Annotated in this window: 14 protein-coding genes and 1 pseudogene; 11 read left to right on the top strand and 4 right to left on the bottom strand. The window is 64.0% G+C overall.

Annotated elements, in window-relative coordinates; genetic code table 11:
- Positions 1-3 precede the first annotated feature (3 nt).
- The 9 genes and pseudogenes from AB4Y43_RS16480 (at position 4) to AB4Y43_RS16440 (ending at position 11,385) form a co-directional block, all read left to right on the top strand.
- The gene (locus AB4Y43_RS16480; protein ID WP_368606046.1) at positions 4-1,446 is read left to right on the top strand and encodes an aspartate aminotransferase family protein; all 1,443 of its coding nucleotides are present in this window, start codon (positions 4-6) and stop codon (positions 1,444-1,446) included.
- A 75-nt stretch (positions 1,447-1,521) separates the two neighbouring features.
- A complete protein-coding gene (locus AB4Y43_RS16475; RefSeq protein ID WP_069261590.1) occupies positions 1,522-2,643 on the top strand; it encodes a polyamine ABC transporter substrate-binding protein in 1,122 nt (373 codons plus the stop codon).
- Between the two features lie 313 nt (positions 2,644-2,956).
- A pseudogene (locus tag AB4Y43_RS16470) lies at positions 2,957-4,045 on the top strand (ABC transporter ATP-binding protein); the annotation flags it as partial.
- Positions 4,046-4,058: 13 nt separating this feature from the next.
- Positions 4,059-5,030, top strand: coding sequence for an ABC transporter permease subunit (locus tag AB4Y43_RS16465; protein WP_368728245.1), 972 nt, complete (start codon positions 4,059-4,061; stop codon positions 5,028-5,030).
- Positions 5,027-5,941 (top strand): ABC transporter permease subunit, encoded by a 915-nt coding sequence (locus AB4Y43_RS16460; RefSeq protein ID WP_368728244.1) that lies wholly within the window; start codon positions 5,027-5,029, stop codon positions 5,939-5,941. Before AB4Y43_RS16465 ends, AB4Y43_RS16460 begins: the two co-directional genes overlap by 4 nt.
- A 114-nt stretch (positions 5,942-6,055) precedes the next feature.
- Positions 6,056-7,636: a DUF3138 family protein gene (locus AB4Y43_RS16455; RefSeq protein WP_069261586.1), complete on the top strand. Its 1,581-nt coding sequence runs from the start codon at positions 6,056-6,058 to the stop codon at positions 7,634-7,636.
- A 62-nt stretch (positions 7,637-7,698) separates the two neighbouring features.
- Positions 7,699-8,991 (top strand): NAD(P)/FAD-dependent oxidoreductase, encoded by a 1,293-nt coding sequence (locus tag AB4Y43_RS16450; RefSeq protein ID WP_368728243.1) that lies wholly within the window; start codon positions 7,699-7,701, stop codon positions 8,989-8,991.
- On the top strand, positions 8,991-10,295 hold the full coding sequence (locus AB4Y43_RS16445) for an NAD(P)/FAD-dependent oxidoreductase (RefSeq protein WP_368728242.1): 1,305 nt from the start codon (positions 8,991-8,993) through the stop codon (positions 10,293-10,295). Before AB4Y43_RS16450 ends, AB4Y43_RS16445 begins: the two co-directional genes overlap by 1 nt.
- A 115-nt stretch (positions 10,296-10,410) precedes the next feature.
- The gene (locus tag AB4Y43_RS16440) at positions 10,411-11,385 is read left to right on the top strand and encodes an aldo/keto reductase (RefSeq protein ID WP_069261584.1); all 975 of its coding nucleotides are present in this window, start codon (positions 10,411-10,413) and stop codon (positions 11,383-11,385) included.
- Here AB4Y43_RS16440 and AB4Y43_RS16435 read toward each other — a convergent pair.
- Positions 11,333-12,865 carry a PLP-dependent aminotransferase family protein gene (locus AB4Y43_RS16435; protein ID WP_342946821.1) on the bottom strand — a complete coding sequence of 511 codons (1,533 nt, stop codon included), beginning with the start codon at positions 12,863-12,865 and terminating at the stop codon, positions 11,333-11,335. The genes AB4Y43_RS16440 and AB4Y43_RS16435 overlap by 53 nt on opposite strands.
- Before the next feature lie 102 nt (positions 12,866-12,967).
- Between AB4Y43_RS16435 and AB4Y43_RS16430 the strand changes: the two genes are divergently transcribed.
- Entirely contained in the window at positions 12,968-13,432 is a 465-nt protein-coding gene (locus AB4Y43_RS16430) for a GNAT family N-acetyltransferase (protein ID WP_069261583.1), read from the top strand.
- Positions 13,433-13,450: 18 nt separating this feature from the next.
- Here AB4Y43_RS16430 and AB4Y43_RS16425 read toward each other — a convergent pair whose 3' ends face one another.
- From AB4Y43_RS16425 to AB4Y43_RS16415, 3 genes are all read right to left on the bottom strand, one after another.
- Complete coding sequence (locus AB4Y43_RS16425; RefSeq protein ID WP_368606039.1) at positions 13,451-14,032, bottom strand: DUF3501 family protein; 582 nt, start codon at positions 14,030-14,032, stop codon at positions 13,451-13,453.
- 39 nt (positions 14,033-14,071) lie between these two features.
- The gene (locus AB4Y43_RS16420) at positions 14,072-15,409 is read right to left on the bottom strand and encodes a heterodisulfide reductase-related iron-sulfur binding cluster (protein WP_368728241.1); all 1,338 of its coding nucleotides are present in this window, start codon (positions 15,407-15,409) and stop codon (positions 14,072-14,074) included.
- A 144-nt stretch (positions 15,410-15,553) separates the two neighbouring features.
- Positions 15,554-15,976, bottom strand: coding sequence for a rubrerythrin family protein (locus AB4Y43_RS16415; protein WP_069261580.1), 423 nt, complete (start codon positions 15,974-15,976; stop codon positions 15,554-15,556).
- 306 nt (positions 15,977-16,282) lie between these two features.
- On the opposite strand from AB4Y43_RS16415, the gene AB4Y43_RS16410 reads away from it, so the two are divergent.
- On the top strand, positions 16,283-16,642 hold the full coding sequence (locus AB4Y43_RS16410; protein WP_042268533.1) for a DUF3564 domain-containing protein: 360 nt from the start codon (positions 16,283-16,285) through the stop codon (positions 16,640-16,642).
- Positions 16,643-16,728 lie beyond the last annotated feature (86 nt).

Genomic DNA, 16,728 nt, shown 5'->3' with positions numbered 1-16,728 from the left:
GCAATGAGCTATCGAATCGACGCCCCGGCCAGCGCGCTGCAGGAAGTGCCGACGACGCTACGCGCGCAATCCAGCCGAACGGCGCGCTCGACGAGCGAGTACCGCGCGCTGGACGCCGCGCATCACATTCACCCGTTTTCGGATATGGGCTCGCTCAACCAGACGGGCAGCCGCGTGATCGTGAAGGCGAAAGGCGTATACCTGTGGGACTCGGAAGGCAACCAGATCATCGACGGCATGGCCGGGCTCTGGTGCGTGAACGTGGGCTATGGCCGCAAGGAACTGGCCGACGCCGCCTACGAGCAAATGCTGGAACTGCCCTTCTACAACACCTTCTTCAAGACCACGCACCCGCCGGTCATCGAATTGTCGGCGCTGCTCGCGCAGCTTTCGCCTGAGCCGTTCAACCACTTCTTCTATTGCAACAGCGGCTCCGAAGGCAACGACACGGTGCTGCGCATCGTGCATCAGTACTGGCTCACGCAAGGCAAGCCCTCGAAGAAGGTCGTGATCTCGCGCCGCAACGCGTATCACGGCTCGACCATCGCGGGCGGCACGCTGGGCGGCATGGGTTACATGCACGAGCAGATGCCCTCGAAGGTCGAGAACATCGTGCACATCGACCAGCCGTACTTCTATGGCGAAGCGCAAGGCAACATGTCGCCCGAGGAATTCGGCCTCGCGCGTGCGCAGCAGCTCGAAGCGAAGATTCTCGAAGTGGGCGCGGAGAACGTGGCCGCCTTCATCGGCGAGCCGTTTCAGGGCGCGGGCGGTGTAATCTTCCCGCCCTCGACCTACTGGCCGGAAATACAGCGCATTTGCCGCAAGTACGACATCCTGCTCTGCGCCGACGAAGTCATCGGTGGCTTCGGCCGCACCGGCGAGTGGTTCGCGCATCAGCACTTCGGCTTCGAGCCCGACCTCATCACGATGGCCAAGGGCCTCACGAGCGGCTACGTGCCGATGGGCGCGGTGGGCATTCACGACCGCATTGCGAAGGCGCTCATCGAGAACGGCGAGTTCAATCATGGCCTCACGTACTCGGGGCATCCGGTCGCCGCCGCCGTGGCCGTGGCGAACCTCAAGCTGCTGCGCGACGAAGGCATCGTCACGCGCGTGAAGAACGACACCGGCCCGTACTTCCAGCAACGCCTGCGCGAGACGTTCGCCAATCATCCGATCATCGGTGACATCTCGGGCGCAGGTCTCGTGGCGGGCCTGCAGCTCGCCGAAGATCCGAAGGCGCGCAAGCGCTTCGCGAATGGCGGCGACGTGGGCACGCTGTGCCGCGACTTCTGCTTCAACGGCAACCTCATCATGCGTGCCACGGGCGACCGCATGCTGCTCTCGCCGCCGCTCGTCGTCACGCGCGGCGAAATCGATGAAATCGTGTCGAAGGCGAAGAAGGCCATCGACCAAACCGCGCAACAACTGGGTCTTTCTTAACGCGACTTGTCCACGGCGGGCGGCGCAACGGGGTGCTGGGCCTCCCGCCGATCTTCATCTTCAGGGGAAAGCAACATGAGTGTTAGTCATCTTCGTCATGCGGTCGCGATCGCGGCCCTCGCAGCGTGTGCAGGCCTCACGGCCATTCCCAGCGCGCCAGCGCACGCGGCAGACGGCGATCTGAACGTCTACAACTGGTCCGACTACATTGCGAAAGACACGATCCCGAACTTCGAAAAAGAAGCGGGCATCAAGGTCAAATACGACAACTACGACAGCGACGACACGCTCCAGGCCAAGCTGCTGGCCGGCAGCTCGGGCTATGACATCGTCGTGCCCACCTCGAATTACATGGCCAAGCAGATTCAGGCGGGTGTCTACCAGAAGCTCGACAAATCGAAGATCCCCAACCTCGCGAACCTCGATCCCGTGCTCATGCACATGATCTCAGACGCGGACCCGGGCAACCAGTACGGCGTGCCCTGGGCGTTCGGCACCGATGGCATCGGCTACAACAAGCAGGCCGTGGAAAAGGCGCTCGGGCCGAACGCGCCGGTCGATAGCTGGGCGCTCGTGTTCGATCCGCAAAATCTCTCGAAGCTCAAGGGCTGCGGCGTGTCGTTCCTCGACCAGGCCGTGGACGTGTTCGCCGCGACGCTGCAATACATGCACAAGGACCCCAACAGCACGAACCCCGCGGACTATCAAGCCGCATTCGAAGTGCTGAAGAAAGTCCGCCCGTATATCACCCAGTTCAATTCGTCGGGCTATATCAACGACCTCGTGAACAACGATATCTGCGTTGCCGTGGCATGGTCGGGCGACGTCGGCATCGCGCACCGCCGCGCCGAAGAAGCCAAGCGCTCGTACGACGTCAAATTCTCGAACGTGAAGGAAGGCGGTCTGCTGTGGTTCGACGTGATGGTCATACCCAAGGACGCACCGCACCCCGAAAACGCGATGAAGTGGATCAACTACATCTCGGATCCGAAGGTCAACGCGCAGATCACCAACGAAGTGTTCTACCCGACGGCGAACAAGGCCGCACGCCAGTTCGTCACGCCGGCAGTCGCGCAGGACGCGACGGTGTACCCGTCGGAAGACGTGCTCAAGAAGATGACGCTGATGAAGCCGATGCCGGCCGACATCCTGCGCCTTGAAAACCGTCTGTGGGCCCAGTTGAAGACCGGCCACTGACGCGTTGATTCCCCCCTGAAGGAAACAAGAAGGAGACGACGCGGAAGAGGGATCGCTCGACCCCTCTCCGCCTGAAGTACGCAATTCCGAAGTCAGGCCGCGCAGCGCCGCCCCCCTGCTTTGACGACGCGCGCGAGCCTTTTCCGAGCTCCGTTCGCAGTACTAATCGCGAGTCGCGTCAGCGCCCCGTGCAGGCCGGCTCGCGCCTGAAAAACGTGTACTGCGATCAGAAAGGAACCAAGGTCAGATCATGAATTCGACGTCCAAAGTCAACGCCCCAGAAGCTTCGCGCGCCAACGCGACCCCGGCAACGAACGATGCGTTCGTGCGTATCGAAAACGTCGTCAAGAAGTTCGGCGATAGCACTGCCGTGGACAACGTGAACCTGAACATCGCCAAGAACGAGCTTTTTGCGCTGCTCGGCAGCTCGGGCTGCGGCAAGTCCACCCTGCTGCGCATGCTCGCGGGCCTCGAAACGGCCACGTCGGGCCGCATCTTCGTCGATGGCGAAGATCTCGCGTCGCTGCCGCCGTACCGCCGCCCCGTCAACATGATGTTCCAGTCGTATGCGCTCTTCCCGCACATGAGCGTGGAGTCGAACGTCGCGTTCGGCCTCAAGCAGGAAGGCGTGCCGAAGAACGAAATTCGCGAGCGCGTGGCCGACGCGCTCAACCTCGTGCAGATGGGCCGTTACGCCAAGCGCAAACCGCATCAGCTTTCGGGCGGCCAGCAGCAGCGCGTGGCGCTTGCGCGCTCGCTCGTGAAGCGCCCCAAGCTCCTGCTGCTCGACGAACCGATGTCGGCGCTCGACAAGAAGATCCGCCAGAAGACCCAGCTCGAACTCGTGAACATCATCGAGAAAGTCGATGTCACCTGTGTGATGGTCACGCACGATCAGGAAGAGGCGATGACCATGGCCAACCGCCTCGCCGTGATGAGCGAAGGCCGCATCGTCCAGATCGGCTCGCCCGGCGAAGTCTACGAATTCCCCAACAGCCGCTTCTCGGCCGAGTTCATCGGCTCGACCAACCTGTTCGAAGGCAAGGTCGTCGAGGACGAGCCCGATCACATCTTCGTGGAAAGCGAAGACCTCGAAACGCGCATGTACGTGAGCCACGGCGTGACCGGCCCGCTCGGCATGCCCGTGGGTATTTCGGTGCGGCCGGAGCGCGTGCGCGTAACGCGCGAGAAGCCCGGCACGCCGCACAACTGGGCGCGCGGCGTGGTCACGGATGTCGCCTACATGGGCAGCTATTCGCTTTATCACGTGCGTCTGCCGGGCGGCAAGGTGGTCGTCTCGAACCTCTCCAGTTCGCACCTCATGAACGATGGCGCGCCCGCCTGGAACGACGATGTCTACGTGTCCTGGTCGCCGGCCAGCGGCGTCGTGCTCACGCAGTAAGGAGACCTCCATCATGAGTACCACCATTCCCGCCACGCCCGGCTCAGGCCGCGCCGCCGCAGATGCTCGCCGGGGCGCGCTCGCGCGCTTCTTCTCGCGCTTCGTGCCCTCGGGCCGCACCGCCGTGATCGGCGTGCCGTTCATCTGGCTCACGCTGTTCTTCGCGCTGCCGTTCGTGCTCGTGCTGAAGATCAGCTTCGCCGACCAGGTGATGGCCGTACCGCCCTACTCGAATCTCATCGAGATGAAGGACGGCGTGGTGCACTTCGCGCTGCAGCTGGGCCACTACGCGTTCCTGCTGCAGGACAGCCTGTACATCGCCACGTACATCAGCTCGCTGAAGATGGCGGCAGTCTCGACGATCTTCTGCCTGTTGATCGGCTACCCCATCGCCTACTACATCGCGCGCTCGAATCCGGCCACACGCAACCTGCTCATGATGGCCGTGATGCTGCCGTTCTGGACTTCGTTCCTGATTCGCGTGTACGCGTGGATCGGCATTCTCAAGGACGACGGCCTGCTCAACCACGCGCTCATGGCCATCGGCCTGATCCACTCTCCGCTGCGTCTCTACCACAGCGACGCGGGCGTCTACATCGGCATGGTCTATTCGTACCTGCCCTTCATGGTGATGCCGCTATACGCGCACCTCGTGAAGATGGACCTCACGCTGCTCGAAGCCGCCTACGACCTGGGCGCGAAGCCCTGGGTGGCCTTCACACGGATCACGCTGCCGCTCTCGAAGAACGGAATCATCGCGGGCAGCCTGCTCGTGTTCATTCCCGCCGTGGGCGAGTACGTGATTCCCGAACTGCTCGGCGGCGCCGACACGCTCATGATCGGCCGCGTGATGTGGGACGAGTTCTTCAACAACATGGACTGGCCTATGGCGTCCGCCGTCACCGTCGCGATGGTGCTGCTGCTGCTCGTGCCGATGGCTCTCTTCCAGCACAACCAGGTCAAGGAACTGGAGGACCGCAAATGATCAAGCCCAATCGCGCACTCTCCGCAGGGGTGCTCACGCTCGGCATGCTGTTCCTGTATATCCCGATCGTCAGCCTCGTCGTTTATTCGTTCAATGAGTCCAAGCTAGTCACCGTCTGGTCGGGCTTCTCGCTGAAGTGGTACGCCGCCCTGCTGCAGGACGACGAACTGCTCAGCGCCGCGTGGCTGTCGCTGAAAATCGGTCTGATGACGGCGTTCGCCTCTGTCGCGATCGGCACATGGGCCGGCTACGTGCTCGCCCGCATGGGCCGCTTCAGGGGCTTCGCGTTCTTCGCGGGCATGATCAACGCGCCGCTCGTAATTCCCGAGGTCATTCAAGGCATCTCGCTGCTGCTCCTCTTCGTTGCAATGGAGCAGTTGCTCGGCTGGCCAAAGGGACGTGGCGTACTGACCATGTGGATCGGCCACGTGATGCTGTGCGTGTCGTATGTCGCGATCATCGTGCAGTCGCGCGTGAAGGAGATGAACAAGTCGCTCGAGGAAGCCGCACTCGATCTCGGCGCCACGCCGCTCAAGGTGTTCTTCGTCATCACGCTGCCGCTCATCTCGCAGGCCCTGCTCTCGGGCTGGCTGCTCTCGTTCACGCTTTCGATCGACGACCTCGTGCTGTCCGCGTTCCTTTCCGGACCGGGCTCGACCACGCTGCCGCTCGTCGTGTTCTCGCGCGTACGTCTCGGCCTGAACCCGGAGATGAACGCGCTCGCCACGCTCTTCATCAGCGCGGTAACGATCGGCGTGATCGCTGTGAACCAGCTGATGAGCGCACGCGAGAAGAAGCGCATGCGCGACATGCAACTCGCCTTCGTCCAGCCCGATGCCGCCGAAGCCAGCACGCCAGCCGCCGCCCCTGCCGGCGCGGTGGGTGCGCCGATCGGACGGCGCGCGGCGTGACGAGCAATCCATAAGAAGCCCTATGCGACCCGTGCGGGTGGCGGCGCGCGCCGCCCGCCGCGCCCCAGCCACACGCCGAAGTATCTGTATTAACGACCAACAAGGAGAATTCCAATGAAGAAGAAGTTAATCTGTCTGCTGGTGGCCGGGGCGTTGCCAGGGCTCGCCTTTGCCGACTCGACCAGCGAACAGATCAAGGCCCTGCAGGAGCAGCTCAACGCCCTGCAAAAAGAGGTCAAGTCCCTGAAGACCGAGCTGGCACAGTCGAAGAGCAGCGGCAAGGTGGTAGCCGCAGCACCGGTGACACCCGTAGCCGCAGCAGCGCCGGTCGACATCAGCTCGCCCGACTACGGCAAGGCGCAGGCGAACCTGACCAACGACCAGGTCGATGCGATGAAGCAGCAGATCGCGAACCAGCAGCTCAAGGTCGATTCGCTCACCGACGCCGCCAACACCGGTCCGCTCGCGGGCCTGTCGATCACCGGCTACATCGACCCGACGTACATTTACAACCGTGCACCGGGCACCTCGTCGTTCCTGTTCGCGAACCACACGGGTTCGTATAACTACTTCAACAGCACGTTCGGCGATGTCTATCTCGACATCAAGAAGACCTTCGGCGTGGGCCCGATGGCGCCTTCGGCCGAAATCACGCTCATGCCCAACCGCGGCAACGGCATCACGCTGCTGCAGAACGAGCACGGCGAAATTGGCAACAACATCCTGAACACGGCAGTCGTTACCGTGCCGGTGACTGCCACGGGCACGTTCGTCGCCGGTCTCATGCCGAGTTTTGGCGGCTACGAGGTGCAGCAGTCCAACCAGATGCTCACGCTCACGCATAACCTGCTCTATGACTTCTCCGATCCGGGCAGCTATGTGGGTATCGGCTGGAACTACACACCGAGCGGCAGCCAGTGGGCGTTCAAGTTCATGATCGGCAACGAGCAGTACCGCACCAATGGCGCGGTCGTGCAGACGGGCCAGAACGCGCTGGGCGACCCGATCACCACGAGCAACAGGATCCCGACGTTCACGGCGCGAGCCGACTACACGTGGTCTAGCGCACTCGACATCGGCGGCTCGTTCAACATCGGCCGCCAGACGCTGCCGAGCGCGTTCGATTCGACGACGGGTCAGGCCGTGTACGGCGTGGGTGGCCAGGCATCGAGCTCGGGCGGCTACTTCTTCTTCGGCGAAGTGGACGCAAGCTACACGCTCGCGGACATCCAGTACAACGCCGAAGTCGATTACGGCCAGCAGCAGCGCGCGGCATTCAACGGCGGCAACGCGCAGTGGTACGGCTTCTCACTGCTCGCGCACCGTAAGTTCTTCGCACCGGTGGTGGGCCGCATGGGCGTGACGGCGCGCTACGACCTGCTCGCGAACGGCAAGAACGGCGGTGGTGGCGGCGGCATCGTGCTCAACTCGAACGGCATGGATACGGCCAACGGCTTCGGCATTGGTGCGGACTGCCTGGCAAACTCGAAGGCGGGCGGCGGCTTCGGCTTCGAGTGCAAGGGTGCAACACGTCAGGACGTCGCGCTCGACCTGCTGTTCTTCCCGACGCAGCAGATCCAGGTGAAGGTGGAATATCGCCACGACTGGGCCACGCAGCGCGTGTTCCTGAACAGCGACGGCTCGTACAGCAAGAGCAACGACTTGCTGGGCGCGCAGTTCATCTACTCGTTCTGATGAAGTCGCGGCGGGCGGCGGCCTCGTGCTGTCGCCCGCTGTTTCCTGATTCGCTTTCCGCTATGCTCAAATTCGCCAATCAGCCTCATGCCCCGTCCTGGTACGCGGCCACCGCAAACGACACCACCGCGCACCCGGTGCTCGAAGAGGCGCTCGATGCCGATGTCTGCGTGGTCGGCGCCGGCCTCACAGGGGTTTCCGCCGCGCTGAACCTCGCCGAACGCGGCCACCGCGTCGCGCTCGTGGAAGCCTCGCGAGTGGGGTGGGCCGCAAGCGGGCGAAACGGCGGGCAGTTGATCGGCGGTTTTGCCTGCGATATCGACACGTTCGCGCAGTTCATGCCCGAAGCGGAGGTCCGGCAGATCTGGGACATGGGCCTGGAGACGCTCGACATCGTGAAGCGGCGCGTCAAGCAGCACAACATCGACTGCGCGCTCACGGAAGGCTATTTCACCGCCGCAAACAAGGCGCGCGACGTGGATGCGCTCAAGCGCTGGCGTGACGAGGCGGCGCAGCGCTTCGGCTACGACCGGTTCCAGTATGTAGACGGCGACGGTGTGGGACGCTACGTCGCGTCGTCGCGCTATCCGGGCGGCCTCTACGATCCCGATAGCGGGCATCTGCATCCGCTCAACTACACACTTGGGCTCGCGCGTGCGGCGATCGAAGCGGGCGTGCGCGTGTACGAAAACAGCCCTGTCACGCGACTGCGCGAAGAAAACGGTGCGCATGTGGTCGAAACCGCGCGTGGCAGCGTGCGCGCGAAGTTCGTCGTGCTCGCATGCAATACGTATCTGGGCGATCTCGCTCCCGCGCTCGCGCGCAAGATCATGCCCGTGGGCACTTATGTGATCGCCACCGAAAAACTCGGCGCCGAACGCATGAATGCGCTGATGCCCGCCCAGGCTGCCGTATGCGACAGCCGCTTCGTGCTCGACTACTTCCGTCCCGCTGCGGACACGCGCCTGCTCTGGGGCGGCAAGGTGAGCTATTCCACCTTCGCACCGCCCAATCTGGGCGAAGCCATGCGCCGCGACATGCTGAAGACGTTTCCGCAACTCGCCGACGTAAAGGTGGATTACGCGTGGGGCGGCTACGTGGACATCACGATGAACCGCGCGCCGCACTTCGGCCGCCTCTCGCCCACCGTGTACTTCGCGCAGGGCTTCTCGGGTCACGGCGTGAACGCCACGGGACTCGCTGGCACGCTGATCGCCGAGGCGATCCACGGCCAGGCCGCGCGCTTCGACCTGTTCGGCAAGGTCCGTCACCGCGATTTCCCGGGCGGCGCTACACTGCGAACCCCTGCCCTCGTGCTCGCGATGGCGTGGTATCGGATGAAGGACCTGCTTTGATGACACTCGACCTCGACGCCCAGGCGGACGCCCTCGCCCGCCACTCGTACTACGAAGCCACCGCCACGCGCCCCGCCGACGACGACCCCGTGCTCGAAGGCACGCTCGACGCCGACGTCTGTGTGATCGGCGCGGGCTTCGCCGGACTCTCGGTCGCGCTGGAGTGCCGCGCACGCGGCCTTTCGGTCGTGGTGCTCGACGCCCATCGTCCCGGCTGGGGCGCCTCGGGCCGCAACGGCGGGCAGACGCTCGTGGGCTTTGCGAAAGACGAAGTGCTCGAAAAGCAGCTTGGCGCGCAAGGCATACGTGCGGCGTGGGCGCTCTCCATCGAGGGCGTGAACCTCGTGCGCGAGCGCATCGCCCGCTATGGCATCGATTGCGACTTCACGCCGGGCTATCTGACCGTTGCGACGAAAACGAAGCGCGTGCCCGATCTACGCGCATGGATGGACGCCGCACGCACGCGCTGGGGCTACGATCGACTCGAATGGCTCGACACCGACGCCACGCGCGCACGGGTGGCGTCGCAGCGTTATATCGCGGGGGTCTACGATCCCGTCTCGGGGCATCTGCATCCACTCAAGTACTGTCTTGGCCTCGCCGACGCAGCGCGCCGCGAAGGCGCGCGACTCTTCGCGCATACGCGTGCGCTCGAAGTCGTACGCGGCGCGCGGCCCGTGGTCAGAACGACGCACGGCGAAGTACGCTGCCGCTTCGTGGTGTCGTGCTGCAACGCCGCGCCGGGCGGCGTGCTGCCCGGCAGCGTGGCCGCGCGTATCGCGCCGATCGCCTCGTACATCATCGCGACCGAGCCGCTGGGGCGCGAGCTGGCCGACTCGTTGATCGCGCAACGTTCAGCCGTATGTGACAACAACTTCTTTCTCGACTACTTCCGGGTCTCGGCGGACAACCGCATGCTGTTCGGCGGCCGCGCCGATTCGACCGGTGCCGCGCCCGAGCGCCTTACAGCGGCCATGCAAACGCGCATGAGCGATACCTTCCCGCAGCTCGCCGGTGCGCGCGTGGAATACGCATGGGGCGGCTTCGTCGATGTCACACGCAACCGCGCGCCCGACTTCGGCGCGATCGACCCGAATTATTACTATGTGCAAGGCTTTTCGGGGCACGGCGTGGCGCTCACGGGCATGGCGGGGCGTCTCGTTGCGCAGGCCATCGTCGGCGAGCGCGCCTCGTTCGATCTGTTCGCGCAGCTGCGGCACGCGCGCTTCCCCGGCGGCCCCGCGTGGCGGCGGCCCGCGCTCGAAATCGGCATGCTCTACCACCGTGTGATGGAAATGTTCTGACGCGGCACGCCCTGCACGTTCCGCCGGCCTGTTATACCCTTGCGAAAGTCCGCCGCGCTCGCGCGGCGCACGCACTTCCTCTGCTTGAAACGCCTATTCGCAAGGAGCACCAGCAATGGATTACGTCAGGTTCGGCTCGACAGGGCTGCAGGTTTCGCGTCTTTGTCTCGGTTGCATGACCTACGGCGTGGCCGAACGCGGCGCGCACCCGTGGACGCTCGGCGAGGACGCCAGCCGCCCGCTCATCCGTCAGGCGCTCGACGCCGGCATCAACTTCTTCGACACCGCGAACACCTATTCGGACGGCACCTCGGAGGAGATCGTCGGGCGCGCGCTGCGCGACTTCGTCAAGCGCGACGACATCGTGCTCGCCACGAAGGTGTACAACCGCATGCGGCCCGGCCCGAACGGCCAGGGCCTGTCGCGCAAGGCCATCCTCACGGAAATCGACCATAGCCTCAAGCGCCTCGGCACCGATTACGTCGATCTCTACCAGATCCATCGCTGGGACTACAACACGCCCATCGAAGAAACGCTCGAAGCGCTGCACGATGTCGTGAAGGCCGGCAAGGCGCGCTATATCGGCGCTTCTTCCATGCACGCGTGGCAGTTCAGCAAGGCGCTCTACACCTCGCGCCTAAACGGCTGGACCGAATTCATCAGCATGCAGGACCACGTGAACCTGCTGTATCGCGAGGAAGAGCGTGAAATGCTGCCGCTGTGCGCCGACCAGGGCATTGCCGTCATGCCATGGAGCCCGCTCGCGCGCGGCCGCCTCACGCGCGACTGGAACGAGACGAGCGAGCGCGAGGCCACCGACAAGTTCGGCAAGACGCTCTATGGCGCCGATGCGGACAAGGCTATCATCGATGCGGTCGCCACCATCGCGCGGGCTCACGACGTCCCGCGTGCGCAGGTCGCGCTCGCGTGGCTGCTGCACAAGCCCGCCATCACGTCGCCGATCATCGGCGCCTCGAAGCCACAGCACATCGAAGACGCTGTGGCGGCGCTTTCGCTCAAGCTCTCGGACGAAGAGATCAAGACACTCGAAGCGCCGTATCTGCCGCATGTGATTGCGGGCCACCAATAAGCGATGGAGCCGCTGGCAGACGTTCGCGCACGATGCGCGCGAGCGTCTGCATGAGCGCGTCGGCGACCTCCGGCGGCGTTTCCGCATAGCCGAGCAGGAAGCCGTTGTAGCGCGCGGCGTCCGGTGCATCGACGCAATACGCGCTCAGCGGCGAAAGATGCAGGCCGTGTGCGCGCGCGGCTTCGCTCACATCGGCGTCGGCGAGCGGCGCGTCGAGGCGTACGCTCAAATGCATGCCGCCCGCGTCCGCCGACACCGTCATCACGCCGGCCAGATGTTTGTCGATGGCGGCGACCAGACCGTCGCGGCGCTCTTCGTAGAGCTTGCGCATGCGCCGCAAATGGCGCGCGTAACGCCCGCTTTCGATGAATTCCGCGAGCGCCAGTTGTTCCGCCACGCGCCCCTGGCGCACGAGTGTGTGGTGCGCCTGCGCGAACTGCGCGGCCACACGCCGCGGCACGATCATGAAGCCGATGCGCAGCGCCGGAAACAGCGTCTTGCTGAAGGTGCCGAGATAGATTACGGGCGCGTCGTCGGCGAGGCCCTGGATCGACGGCAGCGGCGGCCCGTCGTGGCGCAGCTCGCTGTCATAGTCGTCCTCGACGATCCACGCGCCGCACGCGCGCGCCTGCTCGATCAGCGCGAGCCGCCGCTCGAGGCTCAGCACGCAGCCCAGCGGATACTGGTGCGACGGCGTGAGATAGACGAGTCGCGGCGGCCGCTCGCGCCAGTCCTCGGGGCGCGTCGACATGCCCGCCGCATCCACACTCATCGGCACGAGTTGCAGCCCCGCGGCCGTGAACGCCACGCGCGCGCCGAGGTAGCCCGGATTTTCGATCCACGCGCGTTCGCCCTCGTCCGCGAAGAGACGCGCACACAGGTCGAGGCTCGACTGCGTGCCGTCCGTGACGAACACCTGGTCGGGCTGGCAGCGCACGCCGCGCGACACGCGTACGTATTGCGCGATTGCCTGACGCAGTGCGGGCATGCCCGCGCTGTCGCCATAGCCGAGATCGTGCGCGCGCAACTCGCGCAGCGCGCGTTCGACCGCCGTGCGCCATTGCGCGTAAGGAAACGCGTCGAGCGCGGGCACGCCTGGGCGCAGCGCCTTCGAGCCGTCGCGGCCCGCGCGGCGCGGCGGCAGTTCGCGCACGCGGCGCGCAAGCGCAGGCACGGGTTCTTCGCGCTGCGTGGTCTGGGCCGGGGTTGCGACTGCACCGGCGCTGACCGCGTTGACGACCGAACCGTGGCGCGTCGCGCTGACGAAGCCCTCTTCCACGAGCCGCTCATACGCATAGAGCACCGAGTTGCGCGCGATGCCTAGCTGCTCCGCGAGCGCGCGGCTCGACGCGAGGCGCGTGCCTCGGCCAATGTCGCCGTCGAGAATCGCACGGCGCAGGCTCTCGTAAAGCAGGTCCTGCTGCGTGAGCTTGCGCACGGCACGCTTCGCATAGGCCGTCATCATCAACGCGTAGTCCAAACCCGTGGCTCCATTGTTTTTAGTTTCTGTGGGACTAACAATGGTGCCACAAGTCGCTTACGCTTGGGAGTCCGGGAAAGCCTGTGAACAAGGAGACAACACATGACCGACACGACGCTTGTGGTCCGCGCCGTCGCACCCGACGATTTCGCCGCATGGCTGCCGCTCTGGGACGGCTACAACCGCTTTTACGGCCGCTTCGACGCCACCGCGCTGCCGGAGCACATCACGCGCACGACCTGGTCGCGCTTCTTCGACGGCTACGAGCCCATGCACGCGTTCATCGCCGTGCGCGGCGAACGCGTGCTCGGCCTCGTGCACTTCATCTATCACCGCAACACGATTCTGGAAGGGCCGATCTGCTATTTGCAGGATCTCTTCACCGTGGAAGACGCGCGCGGCCAGGGCGTGGGCCGCGCGCTGATCGAGGCCGTGTATGCGCACGCGAAGGCGTCGAATTCGGCGCGCGTGTACTGGCACACGCACGAGACGAATCACACGGCCATGCGGCTTTACGACGACGTGGCCGTGAAGCCTGGCTTCGTCATGTACCGCAAGGACGTTTGATGGGGCGTCTGAAGCGCCTCAGGCGAGATCCTTGAGCAACGAGGCACGCACCTCGCCGTCGATGGTCTGGGTCGGCACGCGGTAATTCGGATGATCGCAGCCTATCGTGAGCGCGGCGCCTTCGCGCAAGCGCGTTTTCATCTGCGGCGTGAGTTCGAAGCGAACGAAATGCACCGCCGAAGTCTTTTCGGCGTTCTCGCGTTCGAGGTCCTCGTCGGCAATCGCGTAGACGGGCGGCTCGCCATCCACCTGGACGAACACCTTGTCCTCGATGCCGATCAGCCGCGCCAGCGCCGCGCGCCGCTCGACTTCACTCGCGTATTCGAGCTGCATGGTCGCCTTCAGGTTGCCGCCGTCGGGCACGAGCGGCAGATAGGCTGCGAGTTCGCCCTGAATGCCGTCTTCGTCGAAGATCTTTTCGATGTGTAGCATCTCCTGAATCTGGTAGCGGATCGTCGTCTCGTCCTCGAACAGGAACGTGAGGTGATTGCCGAGCGATACCACGCGCTGCTTTTTGTGCTCGATGATGCGTTTGCGCATGTCGCCCCGCACCCTGGCGTAGGCTTCCAGCGTCAACAGCGAATTTCTCGCGATCGTCATGAGTCGTGCCTCGTGAATGTTGCGGGTTGGCGTCGGGGCCTAGATGCCATAGGCGCGGCGCAGCAAGCTAATGGGGTGAGCGAGCGGCGGCTCGCCTAGCTGGTTCTCTTCGATGCCCTGCGCAATGTGATGCCCCGCAAGCTGGCAATCGGACGAGATGAAATTCGGTTCGGCCTGCCCCATCTGCTTGAACACGGGCGTGCCGATCTTCATCGACATGGCGTGGAATTCCTTCTTCACGCCGAACGTGCCCGCGTGGCCCGAACAGCGCTCGACTACGGTCACTTTTGTTTCGGGCACGAGCGAAAGCAGATCGAACGTCTTGCGGCCGATGTTCTGCACGCGCGCATGACACGGCACGTGATACGACACGTTGCCAAGCGGCGCACGGAAATCGGTCTTGAGCAGGCCGTCGCGATGACGCGCCACGAGATACTCGAACGGGTCCCAGAACGCGTCGCTCACGGCTTTCGTGTTGGCATCGTCGGGGAACATCAGCGGCAGCTCATGCTTGTACATGAGGACGCAACTCGGCACCGCGCCGATCAGCGCATAACCTTCGCGCGCGTAACGCGCGAGCATCGGCATGTTCTGCGCCTGCTTGTGCGCCACGCCCTCCAGATTGCCCTGCTCCAGCAGCGGCATGCCGCAGCACCATTCGCTCTTCACTAGCTCGTAGGGAATCTCGTTGTGGTCGAGCACCGCGAGCAGATCGTGGCCGATGCCGGGCTCGTTGAAGTTCACGTAACACGTCGCGTAAATGGCGACCTTGCCCGGCGTGCGCTCGCCGTCGCGCACGTCGCTCGAGCCCGCGCGTTTAGCAACGTTACGAAACTTGTGTGTAGCGAAATCGGGCAGCCACGCCTTGCGATCGACGCCCAGCATCTCTTCCATCGCGCCGCGCATCGCTTTCGTGTGATTGATCGCGTTGACCGTTTGCGTCACGACGGGAATGCCGGCGATCTGGCCGAGCGCGTCGGTATTCGAGAGCACGCGATCGCGCAGCTTCACTTCGCCCTTGCGGTAATGAACGGCCTTGGCACGCAGCATCAGATGGGGAAAGTCCACGTTCCACGGATGCGGCGGCACGTAGGGGCACTTCGTCATGTAGCAGAGATCGCACAGGTAACACTGGTCGACGACCTTGTCGAACGACGCCTTGTCGACGTCGTGCGCTTCGCCGCTATCGGTTTCATCGACGAGATCGAACAGCGTGGGAAACGCGCCGCATAGCGACACACAGCGCCGGCAGCCCGCACAGATATCGAACACGCGCGCGAGTTCCGTATCGAGCTGGCCCTGGTCGTAAAAAGCGTCGGAGCGCCAGTCGAGCGGATGGCGGGTTGGCGCTTCGAGACTGCCTTCCTTGTGGGGCATGACGTCTCCTTCTTTTATTTATCAGCCCAATACACGGCTAGGTGGGCGCGCGCGAACGCGCGCCGGTGCTTGCCCGGCACGCGAAACAAAAGCGCGCGCGTCATGGGCGCGTGCCGTCAGGCACGCGGCGATGCCCAATGCGCCTCAGTCCGCCAGCACGTCCAGCGCCTTCGTATAGCGGTTGGCGTGGCTGCGCTCCGCCTTGGCCAGTGTCTCGAACCAGTTCGCGATTTCGTCGAAGCCTTCGTCGCGCGCGACCTTGGCCATGCCGGGGTACATGTCGGTGTATTCGTGCGTTTCGCCCGCAATGGCCGCCTGCAGATTCAGACGCGAGGTGCCGAACGGCAGCCCGGTGGCCGGGTCGCCTACCGCTTCCAGATATTCGAGGTGGCCGTGCGCGTGGCCGGTTTCGCCTTCAGCGGTCGAGCGAAACAGCGCCGCGACATCGTTTTGTCCTTCTACGTCGGCCTTGGCTGCGAAATACAGATAACGGCGGTTGGCCTGTGATTCGCCGGCAAATGCATCCTTGAGGTTCTGTTCCGTCTTCGAGCCCTTTAGCTGTGCCATCTGTGCCTCCATCGTTCGACCTGAAATGTGGGGACGCGACGCCATTCGCCTCGTGCAATGCAGCATGCGTGGGCGACTTCGCCGCACTATTAATCTAGGTTGTGGCGTTTGCGTTCCCAATTGTGAATTTCAATCCCAGCGATAGCGTAGCGGGGTTTACGCGAGCCGAAATGCGCGGAAAGGGGGAGGGTTCAGGCACGCGCCGTGCGCGCGACGAACTGTCCTGCACTCTTCACTTTGCGCGCGCGCGGAGTCGTCCTAGACTTGGAAATTGCCGACGCGCCCGATCAATTTTGCGGAGATGCCATGCGACTTACAATCTTGATCAACGGTTCCGATCCGACCGTCAATCACGACTATGCAGTGCTCTGGCTCGATACCGACCAGCAACGCTGGTCCCGCGAGTCTCACGAAGGGATCGACCTGCCAGAATGGGGTGAATTGCGCGACGTGAATGGTGTCACGTCGCTGTGCGCACCGCTCGAAAACGAGCCGCTGTGCACGTTACGCGGCCTGCATGTAAACCGCCGCCAGGAAATCAGTTCAGCACACGGCGACGCGACATGGTCGTGCGAAACCTCGCACTCGCCGATGGAGGGCCAATGGCGACTCCAGGCTGTGGACCGTCAGATGGTCCGCGCCGAGCATTCGCTTTTTGCAGGCTGAGTCGTTGTTGATGATCTGACCGATTGAATGCAGGCGGCATCATTTGCCGCCTCGCTCCTCGCGCAGCAACGCAACGCTGCCGCGCT

Source organism: Paraburkholderia sp. BR10872 (assembly GCF_040965835.1).
Taxonomy (GTDB): Bacteria; Pseudomonadota; Gammaproteobacteria; order Burkholderiales; family Burkholderiaceae; genus Paraburkholderia; species Paraburkholderia nodosa_A.
This window is presented reverse-complemented; position numbering and strand designations above follow the sequence as displayed.